The organism is Simplicispira sedimenti (genome assembly GCF_022760965.1).
In the GTDB taxonomy this organism is placed as follows: domain Bacteria; phylum Pseudomonadota; class Gammaproteobacteria; order Burkholderiales; family Burkholderiaceae_C; genus Simplicispira; species Simplicispira sedimenti.
Genome location: NZ_JAKVIJ010000009.1, coordinates 64,461 through 83,933, shown reverse-complemented (window position 1 = coordinate 83,933; position 19,473 = coordinate 64,461). Strand labels below are relative to the sequence as shown.

The 19,473-nt window shown below is 67.0% G+C and carries 15 protein-coding genes; 4 read left to right on the top strand and 11 right to left on the bottom strand.

The window, feature by feature from the left end; all coding sequences use genetic code 11:
* Window positions 1-53: 53 nt before the first annotated feature.
* The 3 genes from ccsB to MJ602_RS11170 all read right to left on the bottom strand — a co-directional run bounded on the left by ccsB (window position 54) and on the right by MJ602_RS11170 (window position 4,303).
* Window positions 54-1,391, bottom strand: a complete 1,338-nt coding sequence (gene ccsB, locus MJ602_RS11180) for a c-type cytochrome biogenesis protein CcsB (protein WP_243020895.1) — start codon at window positions 1,389-1,391, stop codon at window positions 54-56.
* Window positions 1,388-3,547, bottom strand: a complete 2,160-nt coding sequence (locus MJ602_RS11175; protein WP_243020894.1) for a cytochrome c biogenesis protein ResB — start codon at window positions 3,545-3,547, stop codon at window positions 1,388-1,390. The genes ccsB and MJ602_RS11175 overlap by 4 nt, the downstream gene beginning before the upstream one ends.
* Window positions 3,548-3,673: 126 nt before the next feature.
* Complete coding sequence (locus tag MJ602_RS11170; protein ID WP_243020893.1) at window positions 3,674-4,303, bottom strand: c-type cytochrome; 630 nt, start codon at window positions 4,301-4,303, stop codon at window positions 3,674-3,676.
* A gap of 73 nt (window positions 4,304-4,376) precedes the next feature.
* Between MJ602_RS11170 and yihA the strand changes: the two genes are divergently transcribed.
* A complete protein-coding gene (yihA, locus tag MJ602_RS11165; protein WP_243020892.1) occupies window positions 4,377-5,114 on the top strand; it encodes a ribosome biogenesis GTP-binding protein YihA/YsxC in 738 nt (245 codons plus the stop codon).
* Between the two features lie 91 nt (window positions 5,115-5,205).
* Entirely contained in the window at window positions 5,206-6,114 is a 909-nt protein-coding gene (locus MJ602_RS11160; RefSeq protein WP_243020891.1) for an alpha/beta fold hydrolase, read from the top strand.
* Between the two features lie 783 nt (window positions 6,115-6,897).
* On the opposite strand, the gene MJ602_RS11155 is transcribed toward MJ602_RS11160, so the two are convergent.
* Window positions 6,898-7,770 carry a lysophospholipid acyltransferase family protein gene (locus MJ602_RS11155; RefSeq protein ID WP_243020890.1) on the bottom strand — a complete coding sequence of 291 codons (873 nt, stop codon included), beginning with the start codon at window positions 7,768-7,770 and terminating at the stop codon, window positions 6,898-6,900.
* Between the two features lie 321 nt (window positions 7,771-8,091).
* A complete protein-coding gene (locus MJ602_RS11150) occupies window positions 8,092-8,940 on the bottom strand; it encodes a lysophospholipid acyltransferase family protein (protein ID WP_162015284.1) in 849 nt (282 codons plus the stop codon).
* A gap of 133 nt (window positions 8,941-9,073) precedes the next feature.
* Here MJ602_RS11150 and metK point away from each other — a divergent pair, with 133 nt between their 5' ends.
* Both metK and MJ602_RS11140 read left to right on the top strand, forming a co-directional pair.
* Window positions 9,074-10,255: a methionine adenosyltransferase gene (gene metK / locus MJ602_RS11145; RefSeq protein WP_243020889.1), complete on the top strand. Its 1,182-nt coding sequence runs from the start codon at window positions 9,074-9,076 to the stop codon at window positions 10,253-10,255.
* Between the two features lie 162 nt (window positions 10,256-10,417).
* On the top strand, window positions 10,418-11,461 hold the full coding sequence (locus MJ602_RS11140; protein WP_243020888.1) for a bifunctional nicotinamide-nucleotide adenylyltransferase/Nudix hydroxylase: 1,044 nt from the start codon (window positions 10,418-10,420) through the stop codon (window positions 11,459-11,461).
* A 7-nt stretch (window positions 11,462-11,468) separates the two neighbouring features.
* Here the strand turns inward: MJ602_RS11140 and MJ602_RS11135 are convergent, their stop codons facing one another.
* From MJ602_RS11135 to MJ602_RS11110, 6 genes are all read right to left on the bottom strand, one after another.
* Complete coding sequence (locus MJ602_RS11135) at window positions 11,469-14,591, bottom strand: error-prone DNA polymerase (protein ID WP_243020887.1); 3,123 nt, start codon at window positions 14,589-14,591, stop codon at window positions 11,469-11,471.
* A 10-nt stretch (window positions 14,592-14,601) separates the two neighbouring features.
* Window positions 14,602-15,912, bottom strand: a complete 1,311-nt coding sequence (locus MJ602_RS11130; protein WP_243020886.1) for a Y-family DNA polymerase — start codon at window positions 15,910-15,912, stop codon at window positions 14,602-14,604.
* A complete protein-coding gene (imuA, locus tag MJ602_RS11125) occupies window positions 15,851-16,648 on the bottom strand; it encodes a translesion DNA synthesis-associated protein ImuA (RefSeq protein WP_243020885.1) in 798 nt (265 codons plus the stop codon). Before imuA ends, MJ602_RS11130 begins: the two co-directional genes overlap by 62 nt.
* A gap of 256 nt (window positions 16,649-16,904) precedes the next feature.
* Complete coding sequence (locus MJ602_RS11120; RefSeq protein ID WP_162015279.1) at window positions 16,905-17,522, bottom strand: hypothetical protein; 618 nt, start codon at window positions 17,520-17,522, stop codon at window positions 16,905-16,907.
* Between the two features lie 30 nt (window positions 17,523-17,552).
* The gene (gene metF / locus MJ602_RS11115; protein ID WP_243020884.1) at window positions 17,553-18,434 is read right to left on the bottom strand and encodes a methylenetetrahydrofolate reductase [NAD(P)H]; all 882 of its coding nucleotides are present in this window, start codon (window positions 18,432-18,434) and stop codon (window positions 17,553-17,555) included.
* Window positions 18,431-19,426, bottom strand: a complete 996-nt coding sequence (locus tag MJ602_RS11110; RefSeq protein WP_243020883.1) for a TlyA family RNA methyltransferase — start codon at window positions 19,424-19,426, stop codon at window positions 18,431-18,433. Before MJ602_RS11110 ends, metF begins: the two co-directional genes overlap by 4 nt.
* Window positions 19,427-19,473: the final 47 nt, after the last annotated feature.

The following is a 19,473-nucleotide window of genomic DNA, read 5'->3' as shown; positions in this document are numbered from 1 at the left end:
AGGTTACAGCGCGGGAGACCAGGGCGTTGCCCAGGGCTGTGCAAAACCCTACATCACAGGTTGCCGTAGCTGTGCAGCCCGCTGAGGAACATGTTGACGCCGAGGAAGGCGAAGGTGGTCACCACCAGCCCCACCAGCGCCCACCAGGCCGACACCGTGCCGCGCAGCCCCTTCATCAGGCGCATGTGCAGCCAGGCGGCGTAGTTGAGCCAGACGATCAGTGCCCAGGTTTCCTTCGGGTCCCAGCTCCAGTAGCCGCCCCAGGCCTCGGCGGCCCAGAGCGCGCCCAGCACCGTGGCAATGGTGAAGAAGGCAAAGCCCACGGCGATGGACTTGTACATCACGTCGTCGAGCACCTCGAAGGACGGCAGGCGCTCGCCAATGCGGCGGCGACCCGCAAGAATGGCCCCGACGATGAGCGCGGACACACCGAAATACACCATCCAGTAGCTACTGCCCGCTTCGGTGGAACCCTGGCGGAACACCAGCGGCTCGAAGCACAGCACCACGCCCAACAGCCACAGCGGTGCCAGCTTGTACCAGCGCGTCTCGCCCGCCTGTTGCTTGATGAGGTAGGCAAAAGCCACCATGGCCGACAGCGCGAAGGTGCCATAGCCGATGAAGTTGGCGGGCACATGCAGCTTCATCCACCAACTCTTGAGCGCAGGCACCAGCGGCTGGATCTCATGCGCCTCGCGCACCACGGTGTACCAGAGCAGGAAACCCACGGCCGCGCTCACCACCAGCATCACGAAGGCGCCCAGCGCGCGCGTCTGGTACTGCTCCTCGTAGTACAGGTAGAACAGCGCCGTCATCCAGCAGAACATCACGAACACCTCGTAGAGGTTGCTCACCGGAATGTGGCCCACGTCAGGGCCCAGCAGGTAGCTCTCATACCAGCGCACCATGGTGCCGATCAGCGCCATGGCCACCGCCACCCAGGCCAGCCGCGAACCCAGCAGCGACAGGGTGCTGCCCTCGCCGCGCGAGAACATGCCGATCCAGTAGAAGATCGTGCTCATGAAGAAAACCACGCTCATCCACAGGATGGCGGACTGGCTGGAGAGGAAATACTTGAGACCGAACACCGCCTCGGCGCGCTCCAGACTGCCTGCACCGTCCTGCTGGTAAAGGCCGATGGCCATCAGCGACAGCGCCGCCACCACCAGCATCAGGGTGCGCAGCGGGCGCCAGAACCAGCCCAACCAGATCGCGCCGGGGATGGAGCCCAGCAGGATGCCTTTCTCGTACACATCCATATAGGCTGCGTAGCGCTGCAGCGCGAACAGCCCGCCCGCCACCACGATGGCGGCAAACAGCCAGTCCAGCCAGTTCCTGCGGGCGAAGAATCCCTCGTTGAGGGTCACCGTGGTGGTGGTTGCGGTGTTCATGTGGAGCCTCCATGGCGGGCCGTCGGCGCGACCCCGATGAGTTTCTCGGTCAGTTGGGCGAACTCGCGGTCGCCATCCATTGTCTTGCGGTTGGTGGACAGCGCCATGGTGGCGTGCGCGCCCCCATCGTGTGGCTTGACCCAGACCCAGACGCGCCGCTCGCGGATGTAGAGCATGGCGAAGATGCCGACGATCAGCAGGGCACAGCCCAGATACACGATGTTCTTGCCCGGTGCGCGCGCCACCTCAAACACGCTGGCCTGCACCTGTGTGAAGTCCTTGAGCGCCAGCACCACGGGCGCAGGGTAGATCTGCGCATCGCTCAAGGCCACCACCATCTGCGTCATGAAGGCCAGGGTCTGCTCATTGGACTCCAGCGGCTTGAGTCCGGCCTGCTGGCGCGTGAGCTGGGCCAGTTCGTACAAGGCACCGTTGAGGATACGCACCAGCACCTCGCTGGCCCGCTCGCGTTCGGCCTCGGGGACATTCTTTTCCAGGAAGCGGGCAATCGCGGGCAAGCCGCCGATGTACTGGCCATCCTCGTCCGGGCCACCGGCGTAGAGTGCCAGTGTGCGGGACGCCGACTGCGCCAGCTGCTCCACCATTTCCTTGCGCCCACCCTCCATGGCCTGGGTCGCATAGCGCAGCACGGCCTGCTCGCGCGCGGCCGGATCCTGCAGCGCAAGGCGCATGCGCATGAAACCGTCGATACCCCCTTGCTCATCCACAGGCACACGCAGGTAGCGGAAGGTTTCTGCCTGGCTCTCGCGCACCCCCAGGAGGAACACCGGCGGATTGCCGTCGCCCATGTCCACGGGCAGCATGTAGTTGTGGTACTCCCGCGCCTGCCCTGCCGCATCACGCAGCTTGTAGCCGATGCTGGGGCCAACATTGCGCAGGTCTTTGTTTTTCGCAGTCTTGTTGGCCGCGCCCATGCGCGCACCGATGGATGCCCCCAGATCCACCTTGCGCACATCCGCGCCCGATGAGGTCTTTTCCCCGCTGTCGCTGAAATTTTCGACGTTGATGGTGCGCAGGGACACCAGCTCCAGCGCCAGCGGTTCGCCGCCCGTGTCCTTCAGCGGCTGGGCTCGGCCGCCAATCACCCCCTGCACTTCGAAACCCGAGGCCTTGGGCACCATGGGCAGGGCGCTGAGCGTGACCGAGGAGCCCCCGTCGTCGAACCCCGACTGGTAGATCTCGATGCCCTTGAAACGCGCAGGGTGATTGACCTCGATGCGTTGCTCGGTCTTCTCTCCCGTGGCCTTGTCGTGGATGACCACGTCGCTGGCGAACAGCTTGGGCATGCCCGATTCGTAGTGTTCGATGATGAACTTCTTGAGCTCCAGCGAGAACGGCAGCTCCTGCACCAGAATGCCGTCCGACTGGCTCAGGATGGCCGTGCTCGACTGCGTTCCCTCGGTCACCATCAGATTGCCCCGGAAGGTGGGGTTGGTGGCCGCCAGCCGGTGCGCGGCGGGCACGTCGGCAATCATGCCGCCACCCGCAAAGGTGGACTTGCCGTTGAACCACATCTGCGCGCGCACGACCAGGTCGCCATCGAACAGCCCCCCCAGGCAGATCAGCACGATGGCACTGTGGGCTGCGATGTAGCCAATCTTGTTGGCCGCACCGGCCTTGGCCGCCACCATCCAGCCCGTGCCGGGGCCCGCAGCGGTGTCGCGCTGCTGGAGCTTGACCTTCCAGCCCCCGCCCGCCAGCATCTGGCCGATGCGCCGCGCTTCGGTCGCAGCATCCTGCGCCAGCGTGGCCTCGGCCTTGTGGTGAAAGGCACGCAGGTTCTGTTCGCGGATGTTTTCCTTGTAGGTGCGCAGGTCCGCCAGAATCTTGGGCGTGTTGCGCACGATGCACAGCGAGGTGCTGATGACCAGGAACGCCAGGATCACCAGGAACCACCAGGCGCTGTACACCGCGTTGAGCTGCAGCGTGGAAAACAGCTGGGCCCAGAACGGACCGAACTGGTTCACATAGTTGATGGTGGGCTCATGCTGCTTGAGGACTGTGCCGATCACCGAGGCGATGCAGATCACCGTGAGCAAGGCAATGGCAAAACGCATCGAGGACAACAGTTCGATGCTGGTGCGCAGCGTCTGCGAGCCGGTACGGATGCGCACGCCTTGGGTGGTTTCAGACATGGAAGGGAGTATGCAGCGCCGAATGAAAAAAAGGGCGGGACCATCCTTGGATGGCCCCGCCCGCTTTAGTGCTTGTAGTCCAGCAATTGGTTCCCTCCGGCCCTGCGGGGCCGGGCGGGATGGGGATCAGCGCAGGCCGGCGATGTAGTCCGCCACCGCCTTGATCTCGCGGTCGTTGAGCTTGGCTGCCACGCCGGTCATCTGGAGGTTGTTCTTGCGCACGCCGTCACGGAACGCCTTGAGCTGCGTTTCGGTGTAAACCGCATGCTGACCCGCCAGGCGCGGGTACTGCGCAGGAATGCCGGCACCGTTGGGGCTGTGGCAGGCAGCGCAAGCGGCGATGTTGCGATCGGCAATGCCGCCGCGATAGATGCGCTCGCCCAGTGCAACCAGGGCCTTGTCGGTGGCTTCGCCGGGCTTGGCAGGCTTGGTGGCCAGCCAGGCGGCAATGTTCTTCATGTCCTGCTCTTCGAGCATGGAAGCAAAGCCCTGCATGACGGCGCTCTCGCGCTTGCCGCTCTTGAATTCCTGCAACTGCTTGACCAGGTATTCAGGGTGCTGTTGGGCCAGCTTGGGGTTTTCGGCCAACGGGGCATTGCCGTCTTCGGCGTGGCAGGCCACGCAGACCGTGCCAAAGCTGGCGGCACCCTTTTCCAGGTCGGGCTTGGCCTGGGCGGGCGCGGGACCAGCAGCAAAGGCGGCGGTGGCGGGCGCTGCCAGCGCGGCAGCCATGAGCAGGGGGGCTAGCAACTTCATATCGGGGGTCTTGTTAATGGTGGCGCAAAACCCCGCGATTCTACAATGCGACTCCGCCCCCACCAATTGATCCATGACACGCACCGTTTCCACGCCCCCCACCGACGCCCCCGCCACCAGCGGCGACGCCCGCTCCGCCCTGGGCTGGATGCACACGGCGCGCTTCCTCACCACGGCGGCACAACTGCACCAACTGCCCGCCGTCGATGTGCCCGAGATCGCCTTTGTGGGCCGCTCCAACGCGGGCAAGTCCACCTGCATCAACACGCTGACGCAGCAAAAGCAGCTCGCCTTCGCGTCCAAGAAGCCCGGCCGCACGCAGCACATCAACCTGTTCTCGCTCGGCCGCCAGAACCAGACGGACGCCGTGCTGGCCGACCTGCCCGGCTACGGCTACGCCGCCGTCTCGCGCTCGGACAAGGTGCGCTGGCAACAGGTGATGGTGAACTACCTCGTCAGCCGCCCCAGCCTCACCGGCATCGTGCTGCTGTGCGACCCACGCCTGGGCCTGACCGAGCTGGACGAGGCGCTGCTCGAAGTGGTGCGCCCGCGTGTCGAGGAAGGGCTGAAGTTCCTGGTGCTGTTGACCAAGGCCGACAAGCTCACGCGCGCCGAGCAGGCCAAGGCGCTGTCGATTGCGCGACTGCAAGCAGGCGGCGGCGAGGTGAAGATGTTCTCCGCGCTCAAGAAACAGGGCGTGGAAGAAACCGCACAGCTCCTGTGGCAGTGGGCCCACCCGGCACCGGCCGCCGACACCCAAGCCAGCACCGACCCCGAGGCCGACCCCGCAACCGAGGCTGGCTCCGACTGAGTCAGCGCATCGGCAGGCGCAGCGGTTTGCAATGAAACTGGCCGCCAGCGCTTACAAATAAAGCGCTAGCAGCTATTATTTTTATAGCATCATGAGCGCTCATATCGACATCACCCTGCCCCACGGCACCCGCCTGCACTGCCACACGGCTGGTGAGCGCGGCCGGCCCGTGCTGCTGTTCCTGCACGGCTTTCCCGAAGGTGCCTTCATCTGGGACGGCCTGCTCGATCATTTCGCCCAACCCGCGCACGGCGGCTACCGCTGCGTGGCGCCCTACCTGCGGGGCTTTGGCGCATCCAGCAGCCCGACGGACGTGGCGGCCTACCGCCCCAAGTTTCTGGTGCAGGACCTGGCCGCCCTGATTGCCGCCGAATGCGGCGAAGGCGCGCCCCTGGAATGCCTGGTGGCGCACGACTGGGGCGGCGCCTTGGCCTGGAACCTGGCCAACCAGCACCCGCAGCTGCTGCGCCGCCTGGCCATCGTCAACTCCCCCCATCCCGGCGCCTTTGTGCGCGAGCTGCAACACAACGCCGCACAACAGGCTGCCAGCCAGTACATGCACTTCCTGTGCCGCCCGGATGCCGAGGCGCTGCTGGCCGAGAACGATTTCCGCCGCCTGTTCGCCTTTTTCAACGCCCCGGACGGCACGCCGCCTCCCTGGCTGACCGAGGCAGTGCGCCAGCAGTACCGCGCCCTGTGGCAGCAGGGCTTGACGGGCGCCTGCAACTACTACCGCGCCAGCCCGCTGCGCCCGCCGCGCGAGGGCGACCCTGGCGCTGCCGCGGTGAGCCTGCCCGAGTCCATGCTTGAGGTGGCGGTCCCTACGCTGGTGCTGTGGGGCATGGACGATCCTGCGCTGTTGCCTGGCCTGTTGGACGGCCTGCCGGGCTGGGTGCCAAAGCTGCAATTGCAGCAGGTGGCAGGAGCGTCGCACTGGCTGGTGCACGAGCAGCCTGAGCGCCTAGTGCGGGCGCTGGGTGATTTCTTGCTGGCCAGTTGATGTTCTGGCTTTTGATTGGTAGGCACTGGGGCTGAGACGGCTGGTTTTTTGAAGTTGGCTGGCCGGGTCTCGCCCCGGCGGGCGACTCACTTTCTTTCGCTTCGCCGAAAGAAAGTAAGCAAAGAAAGGGCGACCCTGCTGCCCGTGACCCCCACGCTGCGCGCGGGGGCAGCCTGCGATGCTCGTTCGCGGGGCGTGCTGCGGAACTCACTGCGCTGCTACGCAGCTTCGTTCGGACAACCGCAGCAAGTCAGGCCTCGAAGGCGTGTGTCCTGCGGCACACGCCCGCCCCACGCCCTGCGCTTCTCGGCACGGGCAGAAGGGCTTGGCAGGTTCCGTGCCATCGCTGCGCTTGGCCTGGCATGCGCAGCGCGCAGCGCCTGCGTTCTTCGGGGCCGAGCGCAGCGATGGCCCGTGTTCTTTTCAACCCCTTCTGGCTGCGCCTGCGGCGGGGCGTTTGCGGGGTGGGCATGCGCGTCGAAGCGCGCATGCTTTGTGAACTGACTCGCCGCATTTGTCCGAACGGAGCGCCGCAGGCGCGCAGTGAGTTATGCGGCGCACCCCGCAAGCGCCCCAACGCAGGTTTGCCCCTGTAGCGTAGCGCGGGGGTCGCAGACTGTGGGTCGCCTTTCTTTTGGGTACTTTTCTTTGGCGAAGCAAAGAAAAGTACCTCGCCCGCCGGGACGAGACCCGGCCAGCCGCCCTCAGCAAAGCCAAAACCACAGCAGAAACTATCAAAACAATAGCTACCAGCGCTTACCCAATAAGCGCCAGAAGCCAATATCACCGATAAACCGAAGGCTCCCCCTCCGGCCGCGACTTGAACCGCTTGTGCACCCAGTAGTACTGCCCCGGCATGGTGAGAATGGCGGACTCCAGCTCTCGGTTCATGCGCGCGGTATCGGCTTCCACGTCCTCGGTGGGGAAATCCGCCCAGGCGGGGGTGAGCTCGGCGACGTAGCCCGTGGGCGTCATGCGCGTGTACATGCCCAGCACCTTGGCCCGCCCCAACCGGGCAAAGCGCGAGAGCGAGGTCACGGTGGCCGTGGGCACACCAAAAAATGGCACAAAAACAGACTCGCCCCGGCCAAAATCCATGTCCGACAGCAGGTACAGCAGCCCCCCCTTGCGCAGATTCGAGATGATGGGCTTGACCCCCTGGCTGCGGTTGAGCATGCGCACATCGCCAAAACGCTGGCGCCCCGCCATGAACCAGGCGTCCACATCCGGGTCCGGATGGGTGGAAAAAATCGAGGTGAACGCGCGCGAAGTGCGCAGCGGCAACGCCAGACCGCCTGCGTCCATGCCATAGAAATGCGGCGCAAAGATGATGGTGGGCGTGTCGCCATCCAGTTCGTGCAGCGCGCCCGTCAGTTGCACCCGCTGCTCGACCACGCTGCGCGGAGCCGCCCACAGCCAGCTGCGGTCCAGCCAGGTCTGGCAGAACACCACAAAGGTCTCACGCGCCCACACCTTGCGCTGCGCCAGCGTGGCCTGCGGAAAGCACAGCTCCAGGTTGCGCAGCGCCACACGCCTGCGCGGGGCGGCCAGCACAAACAGCACCCGACCAAGGGCCCAACCCAGGCCGCGCAACACGGGCAGCGGCAGGCGTGCCAGCACCTGCTGCATGAACCAGACACCCAGGCGCGCGCTCATGGCGAAACCTCCGTGCTGCGCACTGCGGTGCGAGCTTGCTTGGGAACGGCCCGGCGCGCGCTCATGGCGAAACCTCCGTGCTGCGCACTGCGGTGCGAGCTTGCTTGGGAACGGCCCGGCGCGCGCTCATGGCGAAACCTCCGTGCTGCGCACTGCGGTGCGAGCTTGCTTGGGAACGGCCCGGCGCGCGCTCATGGCGAAACCTCCGTGCTGCGCACTGCGGTGCGAGCTTGCTTGGGAACGGCCCGGCGCGCGCTCATGGCGAAACCTCCGTGCTGCGCACTGCGGTGCGAGCTTGCTTGGGAACGGCCCGGCGCGCGCTCATGCCTCCCCCCCGGTCCGAAGCAGGGGGCGCGGCTGCTTGTAGCGCGCATAGCCCCACAGGTACTGCTGTGGGCACTGGCGAATGGTCTGTTCCATGGCCTGGTTGATTTGTTGCACGGCCAGCTCCAGCACGTCGGACAGGGGCGTGGCCAGTTCCTCCAGGTAGAGGTGGTAGCCCCGGCCCCAGGGCTCACGCTCGCAGCGCGCCAGCACCACGGCAGCGCCGGTCTGCTGCGCCAGGCGTGCGGCCAGCGTCATGGTGTAGGCGGCACGCCCGAAGAACGGTACCCACAGACCCTGCCCATCGGGCGGCACCTGATCGGGCAACAGCCCCACGGCCTCCCCCCGGCGCAAGGCCTTGATCATCTGGCGCACGCCCATCAGCTCGGTGGGTACCGCCTGCACGCCGGGGCGGTTGCGCGCGGTGCGCATCACCTCGGCAAGCCAGCGCTGACGGGCCGGGCGGTACAGGATGGTGATGGGGCCGTGCGCAGCGCTCCAGCGCTGGGCTGCGGCCTGCACCGACAACTCGAAGCACCCCAGGTGCGGCGTGAGGAACACGATGCCCTTGCCCGCAGCCCAGGCGCGCTCCACGCATTCGGCGTTCTCAAAACGGCATGCCGGCAGCGCACCCAACCAAAGCCGGGGCAACTCAGCCGCCATGCGCCCGGCATGGCCCACGGCCGCGCGCACCTGCGCAAAGCGGTAACCCGCCAATTGCGCATTGGCCAGAAAGCGCCGCCGGTAGGTCGGCGATGCACAGAACGCCACCCAGCCCAGTGCAGCGCCCAGGCCATGGAGCAGCCACAGAGGCCACAGGGACAAAAATCGGAAGAGGAAAGACATTAAAATGGAATGACAGTCGCTGAGTTAACCGAGCAACTTGCAGGGCGACGATAAACAAATCTGCTAAAGCGTTCGCCAAGGCTCCAGCGGCCAGGGCAACGCCCAAGACAACGCAACACTGGAGTTTATTCAAATGGCGAACGACTTCCTCTTTACTTCGGAATCCGTTTCTGAAGGTCACCCCGACAAGGTGGCCGATCAGATCTCGGACGCCATTCTCGACGCGATTTTCACCCAGGACCCCCGCTCCCGCGTTGCTGCCGAAACGCTGTGCAACACCGGCCTCGTGGTGCTGGCCGGTGAAATCACCACCAATGCCCATGTGGACTACATCCAGGTGGCGCGCGACACCATCAAGCGCATCGGCTACGACAACACCGAGTACGGCATCGACTACAAGGGCTGCGCCGTGCTCGTGGCTTACGACAAGCAGAGCAACGACATCGCCCAGGGCGTGGACCATGCCAGCGACGACCACCTCAACACCGGCGCCGGCGACCAGGGCCTGATGTTCGGCTACGCCTGCGACGAAACGCCCGAGCTGATGCCCGCGCCCATCTACTACGCGCACCGCCTCGTCGAGCGCCAGGCCCAGCTGCGCAAGGACGGCCGCATGCCCTTCCTGCGCCCCGACGCCAAGAGCCAGGTGACCATGCGCTACGTGGACGGCAAGCCCCACAGCATCGACACCGTGGTGCTCTCCAGCCAGCACAGCCCCGAGATGAGCGACGGCACGCACATGAAGCCCGCCTTCATCGAGGCCGTGATCGAAGACATCATCAAGCCCGTGCTGCCCAAGGACTGGATCACGGCCGACACCAAGTACCTCATCAACCCCACGGGGCGCTTCGTCATCGGCGGCCCGCAGGGCGACTGTGGCCTCACCGGCCGCAAGATCATCGTGGACACCTACGGCGGCGCCTGCCCGCACGGCGGCGGCGCGTTCTCGGGCAAGGACCCGACCAAGGTGGACCGCAGCGCCGCGTACGCTGCGCGCTACGTGGCCAAGAACATCGTGGCCGCCGGCCTGGCGCGCCAGTGCCAGATCCAGGTGGCCTATGCCATCGGCGTGGCCCGGCCCATGAACGTGACGGTCTATACCGAAGGCACGGGCGTGATCCCCGACCACGAAATCGCCAAGCTGGTGCAGGAGCACTTCGACCTGCGCCCCAAGGGCATCATCCAGATGCTGGACCTGCTGCGCCCCATCTACAGCAAGACCGCCGCCTACGGCCACTTCGGCCGCGAGGAGCCCGAGTTCACCTGGGAGCGCACCGACAAGGCAGCCGCGCTGCGTGCAGCGGCCGGGCTGTAAAGCCCGGCAACCCGCGTCAGCGGGTTCGGCAGCCTTTGCGGCGCAGGCTCATTTCGCGCAGCGAAGCGAAGGCCCGCAGGGCCGGGCCGGAGCCACAAAGCCCAAGCGCCGCGCGCAGCAGCCGGGCCGTGAAGACAGCCGCACCCGGTAAAGTAGCTGAACATGCACGACACCGCCATCCTCATCGGGCGCTTCCAGCCCGTGCACGCCGGGCACCTGGCACTGCTGCAGCATGGCCTGGCGCAGGCCCGGGAAGTCATCATCGTCCTGGGCTCGGCCTTTGCGGCACGCTCGCCGAAAAACCCGTTCACCTGGCAGGAGCGCGCCGCCATGCTGCGCGACGCCTTGCCGGCAGCCGACCGCGAGCGTCTGCGCTTTCTGCCGGTGCGTGACCGCTACGACGAGCCCGCCTGGGTGCAGGATGTGCGCCTGGGTATGGCCCGGATGCTGCCCACGCCATCGGAACAGCGGGTGGCGCTGGTGGGCCATTTCAAGGATGCCAGCAGCAACTACCTGCGCCGCTTTCCGGGGTGGACACTGCTGGATCTGCCGCGCCAGGGCAGCATGGACGCCACCGCCATCCGCGATGCGTACTGGGCTGCCACCCCTGGCACGGTGAGCGCGGCGCTGGCCCCTCTGGCCCAGGACATGCCGCCCAGCACCCTGCGCTTCCTGCACGACTTTGCGACACTGCCCGCCTACGCCGCCCTGCAAGAGGAATGGCGCGTATTGCGCGACTACCGTGCCTCCTGGGCGCAAGCGCCCTACCCTCCGGTGTTTGTCACGGTCGATGCCGTGCTGCGCTGCCAGAACCATGTGCTGCTGGTGCGCCGCGGCCAGGCGCCCGGCAAGGGCCTGTGGGCTGCGCCCGGCGGCTTTCTGGAACCCCGCGACACACTGTGGCAATCCTGCCTGCGGGAACTTTCGGAAGAAACCGCCTGCCCTCTGGACGAGGCCACGCTGCGCGCCGCCCTGCGCGCGGTCAAGGTGTTTGACCACCCGGACCGCAGCCAGCGCGGCCGCACCATCACCCACGGGCACTATTTCGACCTGGGCAACATCCCGCTCCCGCCGGTGGTGGGCGGCGACGACGCTCAGCAGGCGCTCTGGGTGCCGCTGGATCAACTGGCAGCCATGGAAGACCAGTTGTTTGAAGACCACTTCCACCTGCTGGACAGTTTTCTGGGGCTGACCACTCCCGCCTGACACGGCCCTACCGGAAATCCCTGCTCTGCGTGGCCAACCGACCCAGCAGCGGCGACAAATCCCACAGCCGATGCGCGATGAGGTTGCACACCGCCCCCTCACGCTGCCAGCGCCCCTGCACCAGCAGCAGGCGAGCGCCCAGCAACGCCTGGCGCTGGGCCTCCTTCACGTGCCGCCAGACGATGATCTGCGTGCTGCCGTGCTCGTCTTCGAGCGAAACGAAGACCGTGCCCTTGGCCGTGGGGGGCTGCTGGCGCAGCGTCACCATGCCGACGGTGCGCACCCAGCGCCCATCGCGCACATGCTGCAGTTGTGCCGAGGTTCGGGCCCGGTAACGCTCCAACTGCGGTCGCAGCAAGGCCAGGGGGTGGCTGCGCAGCGTCAGGCCCACCGAGGCGAAGTCCCACAGCACCTCCTCGCCCTCGGGCGCGGCGGGCAGCGCCAGAAACGCCTCGTCCACCGGCGCGTGCTGCAGCAGCGCGGGCGGGGCGTGCAGGGCCGCGGCCTCCCACACCTGCTGGCGGCGGTGGCCCGCAAGCAGCGTCAGTGCGCCCGCCGCGGCCAGCAGCCGCATCTCGTGCTGCTCCAACCGTGCACGGCGCGCCAGCGCCTCGGTGCTATCGAAGGGCGCCACGGCACGCTCGGCCACGATGCGCGCAGCGCTGGCCGCGGGCAGGCCCTGCACGAGGTGCAGGCCCAGGCGCACGGCGGGTGTGTTGTGCAGATCCTCCAGCGTGGATTCCACAGCGCTGTGCACCACATCCACCGGCCGCACTTCCACGCCGTGGCGGCGCGCGTCCTGCACGAGCTGGCTGGGCGTGTAAAAGCCCATGGGCTGGCTGTTGAGCAGCGCCACGAGGAAGGCCGCCGGCTCGTGCCGCTTGATCCAGGCCGAGGCATAGACCAGCAGCGCGAAGCTGGCCGCGTGGCTCTCCGGGAAACCATATTCCGAAAACCCCTTGATCTGCTCGAAGATGGCTTCGGCGAACTCCTGCGCATAGCCGCGCTCGGTCATGCCGCCCACGAGCCGGTGGTAATACTTCTCCAGCCCACCCTTGCGCTTCCAGGCCGCCATGGCGCGGCGCAGGCCGTCGGCCTCGCCGGGCGTGAAGCCCGCCGCGAGCATGGCGATCTGCATCACCTGTTCCTGGAACACCGGCACGCCCAGCGTGCGGCCCAGCGCGGTGCGCAACGCCTCGCTGGGGTAGGTGACCGGTTCCTTGCCCTGGCGCCGGTTCAGGTAAGGGTGCACCATGCCACCCTGGATGGGCCCCGGCCGCACGATGGCGACCTCGATCACCAGGTCGTAAAAGCAGCGGGGGCGCAGGCGCGGCAGCATGCCCATCTGGGCCCGGCTCTCGATCTGGAACACACCAATGGTGTCGGCCTGGCAGACCATGTCGTAGGTGGCGCTGTCTTCGGCCGGGATGTCCTGCATGCGGAACACCTGCCCGCGCCGCAGGCCGATCAGGTCGAGTGCGCGCCGGATCGCCGACAGCATGCCCAGGGCCAGCACATCGACCTTGAGCAAGCCAGCGGCGTCCAGGTCGTCCTTGTCCCACTCGATCACCGTGCGGTGGGGCATGGAGGCGTTTTCCACCGGCACCATGCGGCACAGCGGCCCCTGGGTGAGCACAAAGCCGCCCGTGTGCTGCGACAGGTGGCGCGGAAACCCCAGCAACTGCTGCGTGAGCGTGATGAGCTGGCGCACGGCCAGATCGTCCGCCGGGATACCCAGCTCCGCGAAACGCTCAGGCCGCACACCCGCGCCGTCAAACCACTTCTGGCCCTTGGCGATGGCATCTACCGTGGCCAGATCAAAGCCCAGGGCCTTGCCTACATCGCGGATGGCGGACTTGGGCCGGTAGCTGATGACCGCAGCCGTGAGTGCGGCGCGGTCGCGCCCGTACTTTTGGTACAGGTACTGGATCACTTCCTCGCGGCGCTCGTGCTCGAAGTCGATGTCGATGTCCGGGGGCTCGTTGCGCTCCTTGGAGATGAAACGCTCGAACAGCACCGACATGCGCGCCGGGTCCACCTCGGTCACGCCCAGGCAGTAGCAGACCACGCTGTTGGCGGCCGAGCCGCGCCCCTGGCACAGAATGTTCTGGGAACGTGCAAAGGCCACGATGTCGTACACCGTGAGGAAGTAGTGCTCGTAGCGCAGCTCGCAGATCAGGGCCAGCTCGTGCTCGATCAGTGCCTGCACCGGGGCGGCAATGCCCTGCGGCCAGCGGCGCCCCGCGCCCTGGTAGGTCATTTGGCGCAGGTAGCTGGCGGCCGTGTGGCCGCGCGGCACCACCTCGTCCGGGTACTGGTACTTCAGCGCGTCCAGGCTGAAATGACAGCGCTGCGCCACACGCAAGGTCTCGGCCAGCAGCTCGGCGGGAAAGGTGTGCGCCAGGCGCAGCCGGGTGCGCAGGTGCTGCTCGGCGCTGCGCTGCAGGGCATGGCCGCATTCGGTCAGCGGCTTGCCGATGCGCGTGGCCGTGAGCACGTCCTGCAGCGGCTTGCGCGAGCGCACATGCATGTACACATCGCCCACCGCCACCAGAGGCAGCGCCGTCAGCTCCGACAGGGCCCGCAGGCGGTGCAGCCAGAGCTCATCATCCAGGCGCCGCAGCTGCTCCACCCCGACCCAGCACCGGCCTGTGAACTGCCCCAGCGCCCAGCGCCCCAGGGCCAGCAGCTGCGTGTCGTTGGAATGGCGTTCAGGGCACAGCAGCACCAGACAGTCGGCCAGTGCCACACCCGTGAGATCGGCCTGCGCGAGGTGGTAGGCGCCTTTCTCCGACGCGCGCCGCAACCGGGTGATGAAGGCGCACAGGTTGCCGTAGCCCTGCAGGTTCTGCGCCAGCACGACCAACACGCAAGGCGCACCGTCCGCAGCGCGGGGCTGCACCCGAAACTGCGCTCCCAGCAGCAGATGCAGGCCCACGGCCTTTGCCGCCACATGGGCGCGCACGGCCCCGGCCAGACTGCACTCGTCGGTCAGGGCCAGTGCCCGGTAGCCCAGCGCGTGGGCGCGCTCCACCAGCTCGTGCGGATGGCTCGCGCCACGCAGGAAGGTGAAGTTCGAGATGCAGCGCAGTTCCGCATAGTCCGGCAGTGATCGGGAGGGGGTGTTCATTGCCGAAGCCTCAGCCAAAGTACCCATGCAGGAACCACGCCGCCTGGTCCCCCGCCAGTCGCTGCTGAAACACCCACAGCAAGCCCGCATGGGGGCTGCGGGCAAGCCAGTAGTCACGCTGCACGTTGAGCGCCTGGGCATCGCTCCCCTGGCAGCTGCGGTGCCACCAACCACCCTCCACACGGTCAGGCCCCAACAGCAGTTGCAGCGGCCCCTGGTAATGCGGCCGGTGCTGGCGCTCCTCCAGACGCAGCGGCACCTCCAGCAACCAGGGGGGCAGCGGCATGCCGGAACCTGCGGTGGCCTGGCGCGGGCGGTGTGCCAGATCGCTGTGCCAATGCTGCATCCACTCAGGCCGGTGGTCCGCGCAGAGCACAGGCAAACACACGGCCTGCGGGCCCAGGCGGGCCTGGATGCGTTCAAGCGCCGCGTGGATGCCCTCCCCCTGGCGCTGGGGATCGGGCAACAGCGTGTGGTTGGTTCCAGCCCAGGGCTCCACCGTGTCGGCAGACAGTTCCAGTTCACCCACCGGCGCGGCCAGCACGACCTGGGCCAGATGCTCGGCCAGCAGACGCATGCAATGCTCCACGCTTTGCGTGGGCTGGGAGGTATGCACTGTGAGCGCTCCCCCATCGCCAGCCGACCGGGCGCGCATGGCATCGTGGTGCCAGTGCAGGGTGAAGGCCCGCACGCCGCAATGGCGCGCGGCCAGCCAACCCGCCATCTGCACCAGCAGGCGCCTGGCGCCAAACAGCAGGGCAGGCGCATGCTCCACCCGCGCCATCAGTTCCAGCCGGGCCTGAAAGGTCGGTGGCAGGGTGATCCAGTCGTACGCCTCGGGCCGCAGGCCGTAGGCTTGGTCCAACGCAGCCAGCAAGGGAGCACCAAACCGGCGCACCAGCCCGCCACGCGGCAGGCGGCGCACCTGCCCCAGCGTGCGGCAGCCCACGCGTGCCAGTGTGGCCTGGTGCTGGCCCACAGCGGTCATGGCCTGCAATGGCAGGGCGTCGAGCCGCGACGCTAGCCCCCCCTCAGGCACCCGCCCACCGCCATGGCGCACCAGGGCCAGCGCCGCCAGGCCCGTAGGCGCCCAGGCCACGCAGGCACCCAGTTCGGCAGCGCCATGCTGCATGCACTGGCACAGCCGCTCCAACCCGCCAAACAGGCGTGCAGACGCAGACACTTCGGCCAGCACCGCGCCCTCCTGCAGGGCCACCCGGGGGGTGAACTGCAAGGCCCAGATGCCCAGCGCCATGGGGTCAATGGGCCAGGAGCCTGTGGGTTGTGGCAGGGGCAGCAATGCGACCCAGTGCGCGGACATCGGACAACTCCTTGGCCAGCGGCGCCTGTACCGTGGCAGCGGCAGACCCCAGGCGCGGCGGCAACATGTGCTGCAGATTGCCGGGAATGGCCTCCAAACGCAGCACGCCCTCGAACGCACTGCCCCGGCGCTTGGGAATGTGCACCTGCAGCACCCAATCCGGCCCCAAAGTCACCCCCACGCGCAACGGTGCAGGCGAGGCCTGCTGCAACGCACCTTCAGGACGGCACAGGAACACCGGCGCATCGCAGGACTGTGCGTGGATCTGCAAACGGCGGATCTGCTCGGGCCGCGCCTGCGGGAGCCAGGCGAGTACGGCACCCACGGGCCCTGCCTGGAGGATTTGTTCGGTGGCCCAGAGCCGCTCCAAAGGCGCAACGGCCCGCACCCACACCAGCTGCGCAGGCGGCACGCCCAGTTGCGCTAGCCCCCCGGCGTGCGGCGGCTGGGACGGCGCCACCAGGTAAATGCGGCCACCCTCTTGCAGCAAGGCAGGCAGCGCGGGCCCCAACAGGCGCCATTCGCACCGCAGTGCCTGCGGCAGCAGCAGCTCCGTCACGGCTTGCGTGGGCCACCCGCCACCGGGCAACTGCGCATCCAATGCGCCAAACCCGGTGGGAACAGTGCGCGCCACCGCTCCCATCATGTCCACCCCGCGCCAGACAGCCGCAGCTACGGGGCCGGGAAGGGCTCCGGGGTCAAAGGCATGGACAGCTCCAAGGGTGGTAAAGGACATGGACAGGCATCAGCAAAAACAACTGTATGAATATACAGTTTTTATGCTGAACCACCAAACCCTCAATCCACCAGCGACACGGCCGCCAAGCCACGGCAATGGCAAGGCGGCCAGGCAAAGGGGGCGCTGGGATAAAAATGTGCTTTCGTCGGCCCGAGAGGCCGACGAACCAGGGCCCCGGCCTTGGCGTCGTCCCGCGCCTAGATTGGCGCGGTTTTCACCGTGTTCGCACTGGCAAAAATAGTGTGAACAGGCCCTAGCGCTTGCAGCGCGCGATGAAGTTTTCTTCGAACCGGCGCAGATCGGCCTTTTCGCCTTCGCTCAGGTCGGTACGCGCCTGCTTGGCGTGCAGAATGCGGCGCGACTCGGCGCATTGCTGCAAAAAGCGTTCTTCACGCTCACGCGAGGCCTGGTCAGCCAGGCGGGCCGCTTTTTCTTCCTCGCGCTGCTCTTTCTTGCGTGTATAGCTATCTGTCGAGAGCTTGGAATAGGCTGCTTCTTCCTCCTCACGACACTCTCGCCTGTATTCCTTGCGCAGATCTTCGATGGCGTCGTACTTCAGCCCTCGGCTGCTGGCCGTGCGCATCGCTTGGTGAAGGGATCGGCAGCGACCGCTCATGTACTGGTGGTGCTCAGGCTCATCGCCGGAGGAGCGGGAAGACGGTCGATAGCTGCTGGAAGACGACGAAGAGTAGCCCGACGAGCGCGCAGGCCCACCCACTACCGCCGTGGTGCGCATGTCCGACGGACAGGGGCGCGAGAGCACATAGTTGTTGCCATTGGAATCCCGGCAGTGGTAGCTCATCTGGGCACTGGCGGCGCCTGCCCACAAACTGCCACCCACCAAAGCCATGCAGACCCAAACCGATTTCATGGTGTGCCCTCAACGCAAAAAAACGAAATGTTACCGTGTGCCAACACCTGCCAGCCCCAAACGGCGGCAAATTTCGAGCACCGCCGTACTTTGGTTCATCGTATAGAAATGCAGGCCCGGCGCCCCTGCCGCCAGCAGTTGTTCGCACAGGTGGGTGACCACATCCAGGCCGAAAGCACGGATGCCCGCCACATCATCCCCCAACCCCTGCAGGCGCAGGCGAATCCAGCGCGGCACTTCGGCGCCGCAGCTGTCGGCAAAGCGCAGCAGGCCGCTGGCGTTGGTGATGGGCATGATGCCCGGCACCACCGGCACGTCAGCGCCCAGCCTGCGCGCCTCGTCCACAAAGCGGAAATAGGCATCGGCGTTGAAGAAGAACTGCGTGATCGCCGAGTTGGCACCCGCCTTGACCTTGGCCGCATAGGCCTGCAGGTCGGCCTCGGGTGAGCGTGCCTGCGGGTGCATCTCTGGGTAGGCGGCCACCTCCAGGTGGAAGTGATCCCCCGTCTCGGCGCGGACGAAGGCCACCAGATCGGCGGCATAGCGGAATTCGCCCATGCTGCCGTAGCCGCTGGGCAGGTCACCGCGCAGTGCCACCAGCCGACGCACGCCCATGGACTGGAACAGCGCCAGCTTCTCGCGCACCGAATCGCGCGACGCACCGACGCAGGTGAAATGCGAAGCCCCTTGCTGCCCCTCGTCCAGAATGGCCTGCACGGCCTGCAAGGTGCCGTCCTGCGTAGAGCCCCCCGCGCCGTAGGTCACCGAGCAGAACTGGGGCTGCAGGGCGTAGAGCTGCTGGCGCACGGCGCGCAGCTTCTCGATGCCCTCGGGCGTCTTGGGTGGGAAAAATTCGAAACTGACCGGCACGGCGGCCGGCACGACGGCCGGCGCGGCGTTGGCTGCGTTCATGCAGACCTCCTCGCATAGACAAAAAATTCCTGGTTGCCGTCACCGCCGCTGATGGGGCTGTCCATCCACGCACTCACCTCCAGCCCCAGGCTGGCGCAGCAGTCGCGGATGCGCTGCTCGACCACGGGGTAGAGCGCGGCATCGCGCACGATGCCGCCCTTGCCCACCTGGCCGGGCTGCAGTTCGAACTGCGGCTTGACCAGCATCAGCAGGTGGCCGCCCGGCGCCAGCAGCGGTACCAGGGCAGGCAGCACCAGCGTGAGCGAGATGAAGGACAGGTCACCCGTGACCAACTCGAACACCGGCGCGGTGCTTTCGCCCACCCAGGCCTGGAGGCGGCGGCGGGCGCCCGCAGCGGCGGGCGGCGCGGCGTCTTCGCGCTCGCGCGCCAGGTCGGCCTCCACGTCGTCGTCGCTCACATCGTCGCTGTCGTCGTAGTCGGTCACCTCGCCGTCACCGCTCATCCAACGGTACGGGCTTTCGGGCTCGGCATCGTCCTCCACAGCCGCAGGGGCCGGTTCGGACCAGGTGTCCTCCCAGGCCGCCTGCAGCGCCTCGGGCGTCAGCGCACGGGCGTTGATGCCTTCGAGGCAGACCACGCGCGGGTCCTGGCGCAACTGCGCGTGCAACTGGCCGTGGCCCACGTCCACGCCCACCACGCGGCGCGCCCCACGCTCCAGCAGGCAGTGCGTGAAGCCGCCGGTGGACTGGCCCACGTCCAGGCACTGCAGTCCCTGCACCGCCAGGCCCAGAGATTCGAGCGCACCATCGAGCTTGAGGCCACCGCGCGAGACAAAGCGCGCCTCGGCCGCGTCCTGCAGTTGCAGTTCGGCCTGGGCCGGGATCTCTTCGCCGTTCTTGGCCACCCGGCTCCAAGGGCCGTGTGCGCCCAGGCGCCATTGCACCCCGCTGGCAATCAGCCGCTGGGCCTGCGAGCGGGTGCTGGCCAGCCCTTTTTCCACCAGAAGAACATCGGCACGCTGGGTTTTCATAAGCAAAAAATGGCTTTAACGCCCTGATTACGGGCGCTGACAGCTAT

Coding starts and splice junctions, on each gene's coding strand:
- MJ602_RS11110 (WP_243020883.1), bottom strand. CDS start 19,426: ATGAAAACCCAGCGTGCCGATGTTCTTCTGGTGGAAAAAGGGCTGGCC.
- MJ602_RS11140 (WP_243020888.1), top strand. CDS start 10,418: ATGCACGACACCGCCATCCTCATCGGGCGCTTCCAGCCCGTGCACGCC.
- MJ602_RS11120 (WP_162015279.1), bottom strand. CDS start 17,522: ATGAAATCGGTTTGGGTCTGCATGGCTTTGGTGGGTGGCAGTTTGTGG.
- MJ602_RS11130 (WP_243020886.1), bottom strand. CDS start 15,912: ATGTCCGCGCACTGGGTCGCATTGCTGCCCCTGCCACAACCCACAGGC.
- yihA (WP_243020892.1), top strand. CDS start 4,377: ATGACACGCACCGTTTCCACGCCCCCCACCGACGCCCCCGCCACCAGC.
- MJ602_RS11150 (WP_162015284.1), bottom strand. CDS start 8,940: ATGTCTTTCCTCTTCCGATTTTTGTCCCTGTGGCCTCTGTGGCTGCTC.
- metF (WP_243020884.1), bottom strand. CDS start 18,434: ATGAACGCAGCCAACGCCGCGCCGGCCGTCGTGCCGGCCGCCGTGCCG.
- MJ602_RS11135 (WP_243020887.1), bottom strand. CDS start 14,591: ATGAACACCCCCTCCCGATCACTGCCGGACTATGCGGAACTGCGCTGC.
- ccsB (WP_243020895.1), bottom strand. CDS start 1,391: ATGAACACCGCAACCACCACCACGGTGACCCTCAACGAGGGATTCTTC.
- metK (WP_243020889.1), top strand. CDS start 9,074: ATGGCGAACGACTTCCTCTTTACTTCGGAATCCGTTTCTGAAGGTCAC.
- MJ602_RS11170 (WP_243020893.1), bottom strand. CDS start 4,303: ATGAAGTTGCTAGCCCCCCTGCTCATGGCTGCCGCGCTGGCAGCGCCC.
- MJ602_RS11160 (WP_243020891.1), top strand. CDS start 5,206: ATGAGCGCTCATATCGACATCACCCTGCCCCACGGCACCCGCCTGCAC.
- MJ602_RS11175 (WP_243020894.1), bottom strand. CDS start 3,547: ATGTCTGAAACCACCCAAGGCGTGCGCATCCGTACCGGCTCGCAGACG.
- MJ602_RS11155 (WP_243020890.1), bottom strand. CDS start 7,770: ATGAGCGCGCGCCTGGGTGTCTGGTTCATGCAGCAGGTGCTGGCACGC.
- imuA (WP_243020885.1), bottom strand. CDS start 16,648: ATGTCCTTTACCACCCTTGGAGCTGTCCATGCCTTTGACCCCGGAGCC.